Source organism: Dactylosporangium sp. NPDC005572, assembly GCF_040605515.1.
Taxonomy (GTDB): Bacteria; Actinomycetota; Actinomycetes; order Mycobacteriales; family Micromonosporaceae; genus Dactylosporangium.
This window is the reverse complement of the sequence record NZ_JBEXCY010000288.1, coordinates 1-12,855: the sequence shown is the minus strand read 5'-3', so window position 1 is coordinate 12,855 and position 12,855 is coordinate 1. Positions and strand designations below refer to the sequence as shown.

At 76.0% G+C, this 12,855-nt stretch carries 14 protein-coding genes; 8 read left to right on the top strand and 6 right to left on the bottom strand.

Annotated features, from left to right (window positions below):
* On the bottom strand, positions 1-406 hold a 406-nt coding region (locus tag ABZS66_RS56605; RefSeq protein WP_354772454.1), incomplete at its 3' end, for a response regulator transcription factor.
* Complete coding sequence (locus ABZS66_RS56600) at positions 403-2,094, bottom strand: ATP-binding protein (RefSeq protein ID WP_354772452.1); 1,692 nt, start codon at positions 2,092-2,094, stop codon at positions 403-405. The genes ABZS66_RS56605 and ABZS66_RS56600, both read right to left, overlap by 4 nt.
* Before the next feature lie 187 nt (positions 2,095-2,281).
* Here ABZS66_RS56600 and ABZS66_RS56595 point away from each other — a divergent pair, with 187 nt between their 5' ends.
* The 6 genes from ABZS66_RS56595 (at position 2,282) to ABZS66_RS56570 (ending at position 7,636) form a co-directional block, all read left to right on the top strand.
* Positions 2,282-2,761: a hypothetical protein gene (locus tag ABZS66_RS56595; RefSeq protein WP_354772450.1), complete on the top strand. Its 480-nt coding sequence runs from the start codon at positions 2,282-2,284 to the stop codon at positions 2,759-2,761.
* A gap of 84 nt (positions 2,762-2,845) precedes the next feature.
* A complete protein-coding gene (locus ABZS66_RS56590; RefSeq protein ID WP_354772448.1) occupies positions 2,846-3,721 on the top strand; it encodes a hypothetical protein in 876 nt (291 codons plus the stop codon).
* A gap of 36 nt (positions 3,722-3,757) precedes the next feature.
* The gene (gene sigJ, locus ABZS66_RS56585) at positions 3,758-4,651 is read left to right on the top strand and encodes an RNA polymerase sigma factor SigJ (RefSeq protein WP_354772446.1); all 894 of its coding nucleotides are present in this window, start codon (positions 3,758-3,760) and stop codon (positions 4,649-4,651) included.
* 25 nt (positions 4,652-4,676) lie between these two features.
* The gene (locus ABZS66_RS56580; RefSeq protein ID WP_354772444.1) at positions 4,677-5,876 is read left to right on the top strand and encodes an NAD(P)-binding protein; all 1,200 of its coding nucleotides are present in this window, start codon (positions 4,677-4,679) and stop codon (positions 5,874-5,876) included.
* 9 nt (positions 5,877-5,885) lie between these two features.
* On the top strand, positions 5,886-6,551 hold the full coding sequence (locus ABZS66_RS56575; protein ID WP_354772442.1) for a response regulator transcription factor: 666 nt from the start codon (positions 5,886-5,888) through the stop codon (positions 6,549-6,551).
* Entirely contained in the window at positions 6,548-7,636 is a 1,089-nt protein-coding gene (locus ABZS66_RS56570) for a histidine kinase (protein ID WP_354772440.1), read from the top strand. Before ABZS66_RS56575 ends, ABZS66_RS56570 begins: the two co-directional genes overlap by 4 nt.
* Here the strand turns inward: ABZS66_RS56570 and ABZS66_RS56565 are convergent.
* Positions 7,594-8,250 carry a hypothetical protein gene (locus ABZS66_RS56565; RefSeq protein ID WP_354772438.1) on the bottom strand — a complete coding sequence of 219 codons (657 nt, stop codon included), beginning with the start codon at positions 8,248-8,250 and terminating at the stop codon, positions 7,594-7,596. The two genes, ABZS66_RS56570 and ABZS66_RS56565, sit on opposite strands and share 43 nt — an antisense overlap.
* Positions 8,251-8,428: 178 nt before the next feature.
* Here ABZS66_RS56565 and ABZS66_RS56560 point away from each other — a divergent pair, with 178 nt between their 5' ends.
* Complete coding sequence (locus ABZS66_RS56560) at positions 8,429-8,932, top strand: hypothetical protein (protein ID WP_354772436.1); 504 nt, start codon at positions 8,429-8,431, stop codon at positions 8,930-8,932.
* Positions 8,933-8,972: 40 nt separating this feature from the next.
* On the opposite strand, the gene ABZS66_RS56555 is transcribed toward ABZS66_RS56560, so the two are convergent.
* Positions 8,973-9,773, bottom strand: a complete 801-nt coding sequence (locus tag ABZS66_RS56555; RefSeq protein ID WP_354772434.1) for a hypothetical protein — start codon at positions 9,771-9,773, stop codon at positions 8,973-8,975.
* Between the two features lie 252 nt (positions 9,774-10,025).
* Here ABZS66_RS56555 and ABZS66_RS56550 point away from each other — a divergent pair, with 252 nt between their 5' ends.
* Positions 10,026-10,610 carry a hypothetical protein gene (locus tag ABZS66_RS56550; protein WP_354772432.1) on the top strand — a complete coding sequence of 195 codons (585 nt, stop codon included), beginning with the start codon at positions 10,026-10,028 and terminating at the stop codon, positions 10,608-10,610.
* 115 nt (positions 10,611-10,725) lie between these two features.
* Here ABZS66_RS56550 and ABZS66_RS56545 read toward each other — a convergent pair whose 3' ends face one another.
* Entirely contained in the window at positions 10,726-11,604 is an 879-nt protein-coding gene (locus ABZS66_RS56545) for a TIGR03620 family F420-dependent LLM class oxidoreductase (protein ID WP_354772430.1), read from the bottom strand.
* On the bottom strand, positions 11,601-12,855 hold a 1,255-nt coding region (locus ABZS66_RS56540), incomplete at its 5' end, for a pyridoxal-dependent decarboxylase (RefSeq protein ID WP_354772428.1). The genes ABZS66_RS56540 and ABZS66_RS56545, both read right to left, overlap by 4 nt.

Sequence of the window (12,855 nt, the reverse complement as noted above, 5' to 3'; positions counted from 1 at the left end):
CGGCGGCGGCGACCACGGCGGCCTGGGCGCCGCGGCCCAGGACCAGGGTGCCGTGCGCGGCGGAGTGGATCGCGGCCAGGACGTCGTCGGGGTCGGAGTCCTTCAGCAGGTAGCCGTCCAGGCCGGCGCCCAGGCTGCGGATGACCGACCGGTCGTCGGCGTGCATCGTGAAGACCACGACCCGCACACCCGGCCAGCGCTGCTTGAGGGCCGCGCCCAGGGCGATGCCGTCGCCGTCGGGGAGGCGCAGGTCCAGCACGGCGATGTCGGGTTCGGTGTCGGCGGCGAGGGCGTCGGCGGCCGTGCGGGCCGCGCCGACGAGGCGCAGGGCGCTGTCGGACTCGACCAGGGCCGACAGGCCGGCCAGGACGATCGGGTGGTCGTCGACGAGCAGCACCCTGATCATGCGGCCCGCCGCGCCGGGAGGTCCAGGTGGAGGCGGGTGCCCACGGACGGGGTGCCGGCGACGTGCAGGGAGCCGCCGAGCTCCTCGGCGCGGCGGCGCAGCGACGACAGACCGATGCCGAAGACCACGGCACCGCCTGCGCCGTCGTCGGTGACGTCGACGAGGACCCGGCCGGCGGGGGTGGTGCGCACGTCCACGGCGACGCGGCCGGCACGGGCGTGGCGGAGGGCGTTGGTGATGCCCTCGGCGACCGAGCGGTACACGGCCACGGCGATCTCCGGGGCGAGGCGCTCGCCGAGGGCGCTGTCGATGGTCACGGCCGGGCCCTGGCCGCCGAACGACCCGGCCAGGCGGTGCAGGGCGCCGGCCAGGTCGCCGTCGTCGAGCGCCGACGGGGTCAGCCCGGAGACGATGCCGCGCAGGTCGCCGCGGCAGTCGGCCAGGTCGCGGGCGAGGGTCTCCAGCAGCGGGGTCGGGCGGTGGCGCAGCTCGGCCCGCACGCGCATGCTCATCCCGACCAGCATCGGGCCGAGGCCGTCGTGCAGGTCGCCGAGGATGCGGGCCCGCTCGCGGGTCAGGTCGCGGCGGACGTGGTCGGCCTCGACGGCGAGGCTCACCGCCTTGGCGACCAGCGCGACCGTGGGCAGCAGCTGCCGGACGGCCCGGTCCTGGCGCGGCTCGGGGCCCTCCGGGTGGCGGGGCTCCAGGTACACCGTGCCGACCCGGTCGCCGCCGACGACGAGCGGGTGCAGCACCCAGTGCGGCGGCAGGTCGGGGACGTCGGCGCCGAGGACCAGGCCGACCCGCTCGTGGCCGCTGGCGGCGGCGACCATCGCAGCGGCCTTGGCGAGCAGCTCGCGCACGTCGGTCTGGCTGTGCAGGTCGGCCGTGATCTGCTCGACATCGGCGGCCGAGAGCGTGCCCGGGCCGTACCGCCGCTGCAGCACGCTGCGCCGCAGCCACAGCCCGGCCGGCAGGACCAGCGCGGCCGACACCACCGCGGCGAACGCGCCCGACAGGTCCGGCGCCGGGAAGCCCGCCCGGAGCCCGCCGACCCGCACGACGGTGCCGACGGCGGCGCCGAACAGCAGCGTGGCGGCGGCGACCGCGGCGTCGAGGAGCGGCTCGTCGACGGGGCGCAGCTCGCGGGCGGTGGCCAGCCGGTACAGCAGCCCGGCCATCCCCCACAGCCCGAGGGTGCTCACCGCGGCCGCCGCCTGCGGGCCGGCGCCGAGGGAAGCCGCCAGGACCGCGCCGACCAGCCCGGCCGACCACACGACCAGCCAGACCAGGCGGCGCCGGGACAGCCGGTCGGCGGCGATGTCGACGCCCCAGGCGACCACGGCGAGGGCGGCGACGACGGGGCCGGCGCCGAGCCACTCCCACGCGGCCTCGACCCGCTGCCACCGGGCCGCGGCGTCGCCCGTGAGCAGGGCCACCGCGGCGACGCCGACCGGGACGAGAGCCAGCGCGGCCATGGCCCGACCGAGCCGGGAACCGGGGTCGCGGTCCAGCAGCAGGGCACCGGCGATGCCGAGCGCGGGCCAGCCGAGGCCGAAGAGCGCCCCGGTCGGTACCACGGACTCGTTGAACCCGAGCAGCCCCGGCACCACACCGGCCGCGGTCGCCAGCGCCGCGCCGACGACGGCGCGCGACACGCCGGGCTGGGCGGCGACGGAGTCGGTCACGGCTTCATGGTGCGCCACCGGAGGCGCCGGGAACAGCCGCCCGGGACACCGCGGGACGCGGCGGGACCGGGCGGGACGCGGCGGGCCGGGGCGGGCCTTGGCGGGCCTGGTGTGCGGGACGATGGGAGCCGCACGGTGGACCCACGCCCCGGACGGTCCGGGTGCGGTGAGGGGAAGGGCTCCCGCCATGTCCGCAGTCACGACCGCCGGCCGCACCGATCGCGGCCTGCCCGCGCCGATGCTCGTCGGCGGCGCGTTCGTCCTGTCCACCGTCGCCAACGTCGCGTTCCAGACGGGCGACATCCTGTTCACCGACAACGACCCGCACCGCCAGGACGGGCCGATCTCCAGCATCGTGAGCATCTCGGTCGTCGGCGGCCTCGCCCTGGCGGTCGCGCTCGCGGTCGCGCTGCCGCTGATGCGGAGCCCGGCCGGGGCGAAGGTCGGTGCGATCGTGCTCGGCGCGCTGGCGCTGGTCGCCGTGCCGTTCTTCTGGTCGGGTGCGCCGGCCGTGTTCGGCGCGACGGCGGCCTGGCTCGCCGGCCTGGCCCGCGGCGGGCAGCCGCAGTCCGGCGCCGCCCGGGCGTTCGGCGTCATCGGGATCGTGGTCGCGATCCTCGGCGTGGTCGCCGTGTTCGCCGGCAACCTCGCCGCGATCCTCAGCTAGGGCGCGTGCCAATCGGGTCCGGCGAGGTGACCGGGACCCGACAGTCGCGGTGCCGGGGAGCCGGCACCGCGCCACGCTGGCGGCGTGAAGCTGCGTCCCATCGTCGTCGCGGCCATCGTCGCCGTGGTCGTCGTCGCCGCACCTGGTGCCGCCTCGGCGCACCCGGGGCTGCCACTGAACGTCTTCGATCCGGTCTCGACCTCGTGGGCCTCCGTGCGCGACGCCACCGAGGCCGAGTTCCACGACGCCGTCGACGCGCGGGTCGGCCAGAACATGATCATGATCGATCTGGAGGCGGACAGCGCGACCGGCGGGCCGCGGTTCGGGGGCGTCTTCCAGCGCAACAGCGACGACCGGCGGTGGATCGTCGACGTCACGCTCACCGAGGACGAGCTGGAGGCCGGGCCGGTCGACCAGTGGGACCCCGAGCTGCGGCTGGTCGACGTCGAGGTCTACCTGAACCGGGACGGGGTGCGCACGTTCGCGGCGCTCTGGGTGGAGAACCTGGAGGGGTACGGCTGGACCGCCGCGCACGACCTGACCGGCGCCCAGGCCCAGGACCTGTACGAGGCGCAGCGGCGCGACCGGCTGCCGATCGACGTCGACCGCTACACAGTGGGCGGCGCCGTGCGGTACGCGATGATCTGGCTGGACAATCCCGGCGGCCTGGCCTGGCGGCTGCACCTGGACCAGTCGTCCGCCCAGTTCGCGACGTCGTTCGACGCGTACTCCGACGACGGGTTCCGGCTGCTCATGGTGGACTCGGCGGGTCAGCGGTACGCCTCGATCTGGCTGGACAACACCAGCGGCCGGCAGTGGCGGGAGCGGCGCGACCTCACCTCGGCGCAGTACGCGACCTGGTGGGACGCCTACGCGCGGGACGGCTTCCGGCTGATCACCTACGAGCGGTACGACACGGCGGCCGGCACCCGCTACGTCGGGGTCTGGCGGCAGAACTGATGTCACGAATCCGGGAGCCGTAGCGTCTCCAGCGGTATGACCGCCGAAGAGTTCACCGCGCTGCGCCCCCGGCTGCTCGACGTCGCCTACCGGGTCGTCGGGACGGTCACCGACGCCGAGGACGTCGTGCAGGAGGCGTGGCTGCGGTGGTCGGCCGCCGACCGGGGCGGCGTCGAGAGCCCCGAGGCGTTCCTGGTCACCGTCACCACCCGGCTCGCGATCGACCGGCTGCGCCGCGAGAAGGCCCGCCGGGAGGCGTACCCCGGGCCGTGGCTGCCCGAGCCGGTCAGCACCGAGCCGGGCGCCGACGAGCGGGTCGAGCTGGCCGAGTCGGTCGAGCTGGCCCTCCTCGTGGTGCTGGAGACGCTGTCGCCGCTGGAGCGGGCGGCGTTCGTCCTGCATGAGGCGTTTTCCCTGCCGTACTCCGAGGTCGCCGCGATCATCGGCCGCACCGAACCGGCGACCCGGCAGCTGGCCCGCCGGGCCCGCGACCACGTGCGGGAGCGGCGGCCGCGGTTCCCGGCCGGGCCGGACCGGCGGCGCGAGCTCACGGAGCGGTTCCTCGCCGCGTGCTTCGCCGGCGACCTCGACGCGCTCGTGGCGCTGTTCGTCGCCGACGTCGAGCTGGTCAGCGACGGCGGCGGCCGGGCCAAGGCGCCGCTGCGGGTCGTGGTGGGCGCGGACCGGGTCGGCCGGTTCCTGACCGCGATCTCCAACGAGGACGGCGCCCGGCACTTCCTGCGCTCGGTCGGCGTACCCGACGTCGCCGCGTTCTCGCTGGCGATCGAGGGCGTCAACGGCGCGCCGGCCGCGGTGGTGCGGGCCGCGGGGCGGGTGGTGCTGGTGTTCGCGGTCGAGCCGGCCGGCGACCGGATCGGCACGATCTTCCTGCTGGCGAACCCGGCGAAGCTCGCCGCCATGTCACGCTGACGGCGGGCCGCGCGTCTGGCGGTACATGAGCATCGACACGGGCATCAACACGGGCATCAACACGGGCATCGACGTCACCGTCGTCGGCGGCGGCCTCGGCGGCCTCACCGCCGCCATCGCCTGCGCGGAGCAGGGCCTGTCCGTCCGGCTGCACGAGGCGCACCGCACGCTCGGCGGGCGGGCGCGCTCCACGCCCGGCCCGTTCGTCGCCAACGACGGGACGCACGTGTGGTACAGCGACGGCGAGCCGTACCGCTGGCTCGCCGAGCGGCGCCTGGTCCAGCCGTGCAGCGCGCCCAGCCTCGGCGAGCTGCGCCGGTTCCGGTTCCGCCACGGCGGGCGGATCCGGGCCCGGCCGCCGGTGGCGCTGCTGCGGATGATCGCGCAGCGGCGGCTCGCCGCACCCGTCGACGAGCCGTTCGGCGACTGGGCCGAGCGGCGCTTCGGGCCGGTCGCCGCGCGGGCCGGCGCCGGCCTGGTCGGCGTCATCACGTACACCGCCGACCCGGGCCGGCTGTCGGCCGCGTTCGTCTGGGAGCGGCTGCTGCGGGCCACGGCGCCCGGCTGGCCGGCCGTGCGGTACGTGCACGGCGGCTGGCAGGCCATGGTCGACCGGATGGCCGCGCACGCCCGGCGGCTCGGCGTGCGGATCGCCACCGGCGAGCGGGTCGACGCGCTGCCGGCCGGGCCGGTGATCGTGGCGACCGGCCTCGACGCGGCCCGCACGCTGCTCGGCGACGACGGGCTGCGCTGGCCGAGCGGCCGGGCCGCGCTCGTCGACCTGGGCCTGCGGGCGCACCGCCGGGACCCGTTCGTCGTGTCGGACCTGGACGAGGGCGGGTTCCTGGAGCGGTACTCGCTGCCCGACCCGGGCCTCGCACCGCCCGGCCACGCGCTGGTGCAGATCGAGCTGCCGGCCCACGCCGACGAGCCGGTCCCCGCCGCGACGGCGCGGGCCGAGGCCCTGGCCGACCTGGCCCTGCCCGGCTGGCGGGACCGGGTCGCCTGGCGGCGCACGGCGTTCGCGAACCAGCGCACGGGCGCGGTCGACCCGCCGGGCGCGACCTGGCGGGACCGCCCGGCGATCGGGCGCGGCGGCGGGGTGTGGCTGGCCGGCGACAGCGTGGCCGCACCCGGCATGCTCGGTGAGGTGAGCGTGAACAGTGCCCGGACGGCGGCCGCCGCCGCGGTGGCGGCGGTCCGCACCGCCGCCGCGGCCCGATAGCATGCGGGGGTGTCCGAGCACGTCAGACTGCTGATCGCCGACGACCAGGCGATGATCCGGGCCGGGCTGCGGCTCGTCGTCGAGACGTCGGGGGCGCCGATCGCCGTCGTCGGGGAGGCCGGCGACGGGGTCGAGGCGGTCGCCGCGGCGCGGCGGCTGCGGCCCGACGTGCTCGTCATGGACATCGCCATGCCCCGGCTCGACGGCGTGTCGGCCGCCCGTCAGCTGCTCGGCGACCCGCGACCGCCGCGGATCGTGCTGCTGACCATGTTCGACACCGACGAGCACCTGCACGCGGCGCTGCGGCTCGGGGTCAGCGGGTTCCTGCTCAAGGTCTCCCCGCCCGAGCAGCTCGTCGACGCGGTCCGCGTCGCGGCGGCGGGCGACGCGCTCATCGACCCGGCGGTCACCACGCGGGTCATCGCGTCGTTCGCCACCCACGCCGGGCCCGCACCCGCGCCGGAGCTCGACACGCTGACCACCCGCGAGCGGGAGGTGCTGGAGCTGCTCGCGCGCGGGCTGTCCAACGCCGAGATCGGCGACCGGCTGGCGGTCGGCGAGGCCACCGTGCGCACCCACGTCAGCCGGGTGTTCCAGAAGCTCGGGCTGCGCGACCGGGTGCAGGCGGTCGTGTACGGGTACGAGTCGGGCCTGGTCCGGCCCGGCGGCCGATGAGGCCGTCACGGCTCGACGTCCTGCTCGCCCTCGCGGTGGCCGGGGCGGGGGTCGTCGAGGCGTACGGCCGCAGCGGGCCCGGGCCCGGGCAGGTCCACTCCCCCGCCGTCGTCGCCGCCGGCGCCCTGGCCGCGGGCGGGCTCCTGCTGCTGCGCCGCACCGCCCCGGTCACCGCCCTGCTGGCGCTCACCGCCCTGTCGGTCCTGCTGCGGCTCACCGTCATGGACGACGACTACCCGCTGGCCGCGTGGCAGTTCTACTCGAACCTGATCCTGGTCCACGGCATCGGCAGCGCACACCGGAAGCTCGGCGGGCTGCTCGCCGTGCTCGCCGCGTACGGGCTGCTGCAGACAATGCCCGGGCAGGACCTCGCGGAGAGCCTCATCGGCGCCATCTTCGTCGGCGTCGCCTACGGCAGCGGCATCCTGCTGCGCCGGCAGACCGAGCGGACCGTCCGGATGGCCGAGCGGGCCGCGGTCGCCGCCGCGCAGGAGCGGACCCGGATCGCGCGGGAGCTGCACGACGTCATCTCGCACCACGTCGGGCTGATGACGCTGCAGACCGGCGGGGTGCGGCTGCTGCTCGGCGCCGACCCGGCCCGCGAGCGGGAGCGGGAGCTGCTGCGCGGGGTCGAGCGGGCCGGCCGGGACACCGTCGAGGAGCTGCGGCTGCTGCTCGGGGTGCTGCGGGACACCCCGGACGCGGCCGGCGTCGGGCGGCTCGACCGGCTCGCCGGGCCGCTGCGGGAGGCGGGCCTCGACGTGCGGGTCGAGACGGCCGGCGAGCCGCGCCCGCTGCCGGCCGGGCTGGACCTGGCCGCGTACCGGGTCGTGCAGGAGTCGCTCACGAACGTCCTCAAGCACGCGCGGGCGACGGCGGTGAGCGTCGTCGTCCGGTACGACACGAAATCGATGACCATCGACATAAGCGATGACGGCCGAGCCGGTGACCAGGGCGGCGGTGGGCACGGGCTCACCGGGATGCGGGAGCGGGTCGCCCTGCACGGCGGCACGATGAGGGCCGGGCCCGCACCGGGCGGCGGCTACGCCGTGACCGCGACCTTCCCGCTGTCCGGCGCCGGCTGAGCCCAGTCGGCGTCGCTCATCCGCAGGATCCGCAGGCCGATGACGCCGGCGCCGGCGAGGTACAGCAGGCTCCCGCCGATCATCCCGACCGGCCAGATCGGCCCGGTCAGCATGCCGACGACCATCGCCGGCGGGGCCCACCACGGGACCTCGCGGCCGTAGGCGAGCGCGAACCCGAGCAGCAGCACGCCGAGCAGGCCGAGGAAGCCGGGCACCTGGAAGCCCCACTGCGCGCTCGCGAACGCCTTCTCGGCCAGCTCGTCGCCGCGCTCGGTGCCGAACTCGCGCTCCAGGACGGCGTAGAAGTAGTCGCCGAGCATGAGCGCGGAGAAGTTCACGATCCCGAGCAGTGCGACCGCGCCGGCGACGTGGCCGAACACCACGGCCCGCCGGCGGACCAGGTGGATCATGCCGACGATGCCGGGCACGAGCAGTACCCAGCTCCAGTGCAGCAGGGCGGCGCTGACGGCGACCTGCCCGGGGTGCCGCCCGTAGGCACCGTCGGCGGCGTCGCCGGCGCGCAGGGCCGGGTCGGCGACGAGCCCGGCGACGTAGACGACCGGCGCGGCGAGGAGGCAGATGCCGGCCATGAGGCGGCGCAATCTCTGTGACATGGGCGGCAACGCTAGGCGCGGGCCGGGCGGGTGTCGTCAGCCGCGCCACGGACGGGGGTCCGCGCCGCGGCTGACCCCGGGTCACGAACCGCAGGGCACGCACCCCTGGCCGATCCGTGACCGCGGCCGAGTCGTGGTTGTGACGGCGGCCCGCTCCCCCGCCGCCCACAGTGGAGGGATGCATCCGTACGCGCCGTTCCACGGTGGCCTCGTGCTGGCCGAGCGCCTGCCCGGCACGGCCGCCTACCCGGTCCAGCTCGGCGACGGGCGGCTCGTCGGGTACGTCCGTACGGAGACGAAGCTCTTCACCCGGAACTTCCACGTCGTGGACCCGTCGCAGCGGATCCAGCTGGGGTACGGGTCGCGGTACGACACGCGCGGGTGGGGGTACCGCACCGTCACCGCCCGCAACGAGCTGCTCGTCGGCCTGGAGATGCCGGTGTTCCGCGGCCCGCGCGGGCAGTCCCGGGTCCACCTGCCGGGCGGCCGCGTGCTGTACACCAACCACCTCGGCTCCCTGCGGACGTTCGAGCTCGTCGACGCCCTCGGCGCGGTGCAGGGTCGCCTGGACGGCTGGGCGTGGCACCTGTACGCGCCGGTGCTGTCGATCGCCCAGGCCGCGGCGCTGGCGCAGAGCCTCAAGCAGGCCGTGCAGGCCCAGCGCCGGAGCACCTACAGCTGAGCCCATGGCGGGCCGGGCCCGGGGCCCGGCCCGCCGTGCGTCAGCTGGGCTGGGGGACGCGCAGCTTGATGCAGTGGTGGGGCGGGTTGAGGCCGCGCAGCGACCAGGTGCAGCCGACGCCCCACGCGGTGCCGGTGACGTGGGTGTCGGGCGGGGAGACGCTGAGGTCGTAGTCGACGCAGTCGCTCACCGTGGCCGGCGGGCTGGCCGACTGCACCGTGCCGGACCCGCACGCCGGCTCCAGGAACGTCAGGTACGACTCGATCAGGCGCTGCCCGGCCGGCCAGTCGTCCCAGCCGAAGTAGTCGAAGTGGACGTCGCCGATGGTGATCCAGGCGCCCCAGTCCTCGCCGGCGTAGCCGTCGTAGTACGCCCACTGCGCGCCGTTGCCCTCGGTGCGGATGAACGCGTCGGCGGCCGACGAGGGCACGTCGATGACGTTGCAGTTGGTCTTGTCGTCGTGGGCGAGGGAGTCGCGGCACAGCACGGCCGTCACGGCGTTGGTCGACGTCGGCAGCCCCGCGACCTGCACGGTGGTGCCGTTGCCGCAGGACCAGTGCTCGGTCGTGGCCGCGGCCGTCCACTTCACGTAGGCGCACTTCCCGTCGGCGACCGTGTCGGTGATGTTCAGCACGAAGGCGCGGGTGCCGAGCGCGTCCCAGCCGTTGGCGACCAGCTTGGCGCCCGGCACGTCGAGCTTCACCTGCACGCTGCTGCCGCCGGTGTACTCCCAGGAGCCGGACCAGCCGTCGCCGGACGGGATGGCGAAGGCGGGTGAGGGTGCGATGGCCACGGCCGCCGCGGCCGTGGCCACGACGACGAGGACCCGAGTCAGTCTCATGGCCGGCGAGTGTCCACTGTGGTGGGACGCGGCGCCCGTCACTGTCGGCGTTCCGACGCGCGAGCATTCCGTGATGTCCCAACTACAGCTCGTCCTGGCTCTCGCTTCGATGCCACCTGGCTTGGTAGCATGCGGCGGCGTTTCGGAGGGAGGTCGGCGATGGCTGACAACGGTATGAGAGGGCGGGTGAAGGGTCTCTTGGCTGGTCCGCCGCATGCTGCGTTGGAGCCTCAGGCGCCGCCGGAGCCGCCGATGGAGGCGAAGCCCGCGCCGGTCGCCCAGCGCGAGGCGCTCCAGGTCCTGACCCTGGCCCAGCGCACCGCCGAGGAGCACCTGGCGAGCGCTCACCGCCAGGCCGACAAGATCCACGCCGACGCCCAGGCGGCGGCCGACGACATCGTCCGCGACGCGGAGGGCCACGCCCGCGACATCCGCGACGAGGCCGCCGACACGCTCGACGAGGCCCGCGCCACGGCCGAGCGCCTCGCCCGCGAGATCAACGCCCAGGCCGAGGCGGCCCGCCGCGAGGCCGAGGCGATCGTGGCCGACGCCCGCGCCCAGGCCGAGCTGGTCGGCAAGGACGCCCAGGCCAAGGCCGACGAGCTCAAGCACCAGGCGGAGCTGCGCTACCAGGACGTGGTGGGCAGCCTGATCGCCAAGCGCGAGGGCCTGCAGCAGCAGATCGAGGCGCTGGAGCAGTTCGACCGGGACTACCGCACGCGCCTGCAGTCCTTCATGCAGGGCCAGCTGCGCGCGCTGTGGGTCGACGAGCCCCGCGCCGGCGACCCGCACGACGCCGACTTAGCGCCCCTGATCCCGGCCCAGCGCGCCGAGTAGCTGAGCCCCCGCGCCGGCCACTCGGCCGCCGCGGGGCCGACGCGTCCGGGCCCGCCACCCCGCGGCCCCGGACCACGCCCGGACCATCGCCCCGGCCGGCTCAGCGCGGCCGGGCTCAGCGGCCGAGGTCGAGCCAGGACGCCAGGCGGCGGTAGTCGGGCAGCGGGAGCCGGCGATCGGCCGGGTCGATGCCGTCGGTCGACTCGGTCAGGACCTGCAGGGCCACGTGGTCGGCGCCGGCGCGCAGGTGCTCGTCGACGCGGCGGCGGACGGCGTCCGCGTCGCCCCAGGCCACCACCGCGTCGACCAGGCGGTCGCTGCCGCCACCGGCGAGGTCGTCGTCGGTGAAGCCGAGCCGGCGCAGGTTGCCGGCGTAGCCGCGCTTCGGCAGGTAGAACTCCAGCGCCCGGCGGGCCACCGACCGGGCCCGCGCCGGGTCCGCCGACAGGACGACCTTCAGCTCCGGGGCCAGCAGCGCGTCCGGGCCCAGCACCGCACGGGCCAGCCGGGTGTGCTCCGGTGTGGTCAGGAACGGGTGCGCTCCCCGGGTGCGGGCCGCCGCCAGCGCCAGCATGCGGGGGCCGACCGCCGCGAGGATCCGCCCGGTCGCCGCGACCTGCCGGGCGTCGAGCTCGTCGAGGCAGGCAACCATCCGCTCGTACGGCGACAGCCGCCACTGGCTCGCCTCCCGCGGCCCGTTGCCGAGGCCGAGCAGGAACCGGTGCCGGTGCCGGGCCGTGATCCGGGCGTGGTGGCGGGCCACGTCGGCGGCCGTGTGCTGCCAGATGTTGACGATGCCGGTGGCGACGCTCACCCGTGGGGTCGCGTCCAGCACGGCCGCCGCCACGTCCAGGACCGCCGGCCCGTTGGCCACCCACAGGGTGCCGAACCCGAGCGCGTCGAGCTCGGCCGCGGTGTCGGCCAGGCGGGCGCCCTCGTTCTCCCACAGGCGCAGCGGGGCCCACAGCCCGAACCGTCCGATGTCGACGGTCACGCGAGGACCTTGCGCAGGACGGCGAAGACGCGCTCGACGTCGGCGGGGCCGGTGCGCCAGTTGCTGAACGCGGCGCGGACGGCGGGCTGCCCCCGGTACACCGTGGGCGTGAGGAACGCCTCGCCGGACTCGGTGATCGCCCCGAGCACGACGGCCGGGTCGCCCGGGAGCGTGCAGCAGACCACGTTGAGGCGCACCGGGGACACCAGCCGCACGCCGGGCAGGGTCGACAGCAGGTCGCCCAGCCGGCGCGCCGCCGTCACGTTGCGTTCGACGATCTCCCGGTGGCCGTCGCGGCCGTACGCGGTCAGGGTGCACCAGGCCGCCAGCGCGCGCAGGCGGCGGGAGTTCTCCGGGGTCAGGTGCAGGAAGTCGGGCTCGCCGACCGGGGCCCCGAGGTAGGGCGCGGTGTTGCGGAACACGCGCACTTGCAGGTCGCGGTGGCGGGTGAACTGCACCGCCGAGTCGTACGGCACGTTCAGCCACTTGTGCAGGTCCACGCACACCGAGTCGGCCGCGTCCAGGCCCGTGAGCAGCGACGCGTGCGACGGGGACAGCGCGGCGAAACCGCCGAAGGCCGCGTCGACGTGCAGCCAGAACGGGTACCGGTCGCGCAGCGCGGCGATCGCCGCGATGTCGTCGAAGTCGACCGTGTTCACCGTTCCCGCGTTCGCGACCACGACCGCCGGCCGGCCGCCCAGCCCGGCGAGGGCCTCCTCGAGGGCGGTGACGTCGACGGCCTCGCGGTCCGGGAGCACCGGCACCAGGCGCAGGCTCTCGCGGCCGAGGCCGAGCACCGACAGCGCCTTGACGATGCTGGAGTGCGGCGTGCCGGACAGCACGGTGACCTCGCCGAGCGCGCCGACGCCCCGGTCGGCCACGGAGACGCCGGCCTGCTCGCCGAGCCACTCGCGGGCGATCGCCAGGCCGACCGTGTTCGACATCGTGGCGCCGGTGACGAACGCGCCGGTGTGAGCGTCGGAGAGCCCGAACAGCTCGCGCAGCCAGCCGACCGTCTCGCGTTCCAGGCCGGCCGCGGAGGAGTCCGACCCGCCGGAGACGTTCTGGTCGAAGGTGCCGGTCAGCCAGTCGCCGGCCAGGGCCGCGGGGGTCGCGCCGCCGGTGACGAAGCCGAGGTACCGCGGTCCGGCACTGCCGGAGAACCCGGGCTCCCACCGCTCGGCGAAGCGGGCCAGCGCGCCGGCCGCCCCGACGCCGCGCAAGGGCAGCGGCTCGGGTGGCACGGCGGCC

Coding starts and splice junctions, on each gene's coding strand:
- ABZS66_RS56595 (WP_354772450.1), top strand. CDS start 2,282: ATGTCCGCAGTCACGACCGCCGGCCGCACCGATCGCGGCCTGCCCGCG.
- sigJ (WP_354772446.1), top strand. CDS start 3,758: ATGACCGCCGAAGAGTTCACCGCGCTGCGCCCCCGGCTGCTCGACGTC.
- ABZS66_RS56580 (WP_354772444.1), top strand. CDS start 4,677: ATGAGCATCGACACGGGCATCAACACGGGCATCAACACGGGCATCGAC.
- ABZS66_RS56570 (WP_354772440.1), top strand. CDS start 6,548: ATGAGGCCGTCACGGCTCGACGTCCTGCTCGCCCTCGCGGTGGCCGGG.
- ABZS66_RS56565 (WP_354772438.1), bottom strand. CDS start 8,250: ATGTCACAGAGATTGCGCCGCCTCATGGCCGGCATCTGCCTCCTCGCC.
- ABZS66_RS56560 (WP_354772436.1), top strand. CDS start 8,429: ATGCATCCGTACGCGCCGTTCCACGGTGGCCTCGTGCTGGCCGAGCGC.
- ABZS66_RS56555 (WP_354772434.1), bottom strand. CDS start 9,773: ATGAGACTGACTCGGGTCCTCGTCGTCGTGGCCACGGCCGCGGCGGCC.
- ABZS66_RS56550 (WP_354772432.1), top strand. CDS start 10,026: ATGGAGGCGAAGCCCGCGCCGGTCGCCCAGCGCGAGGCGCTCCAGGTC.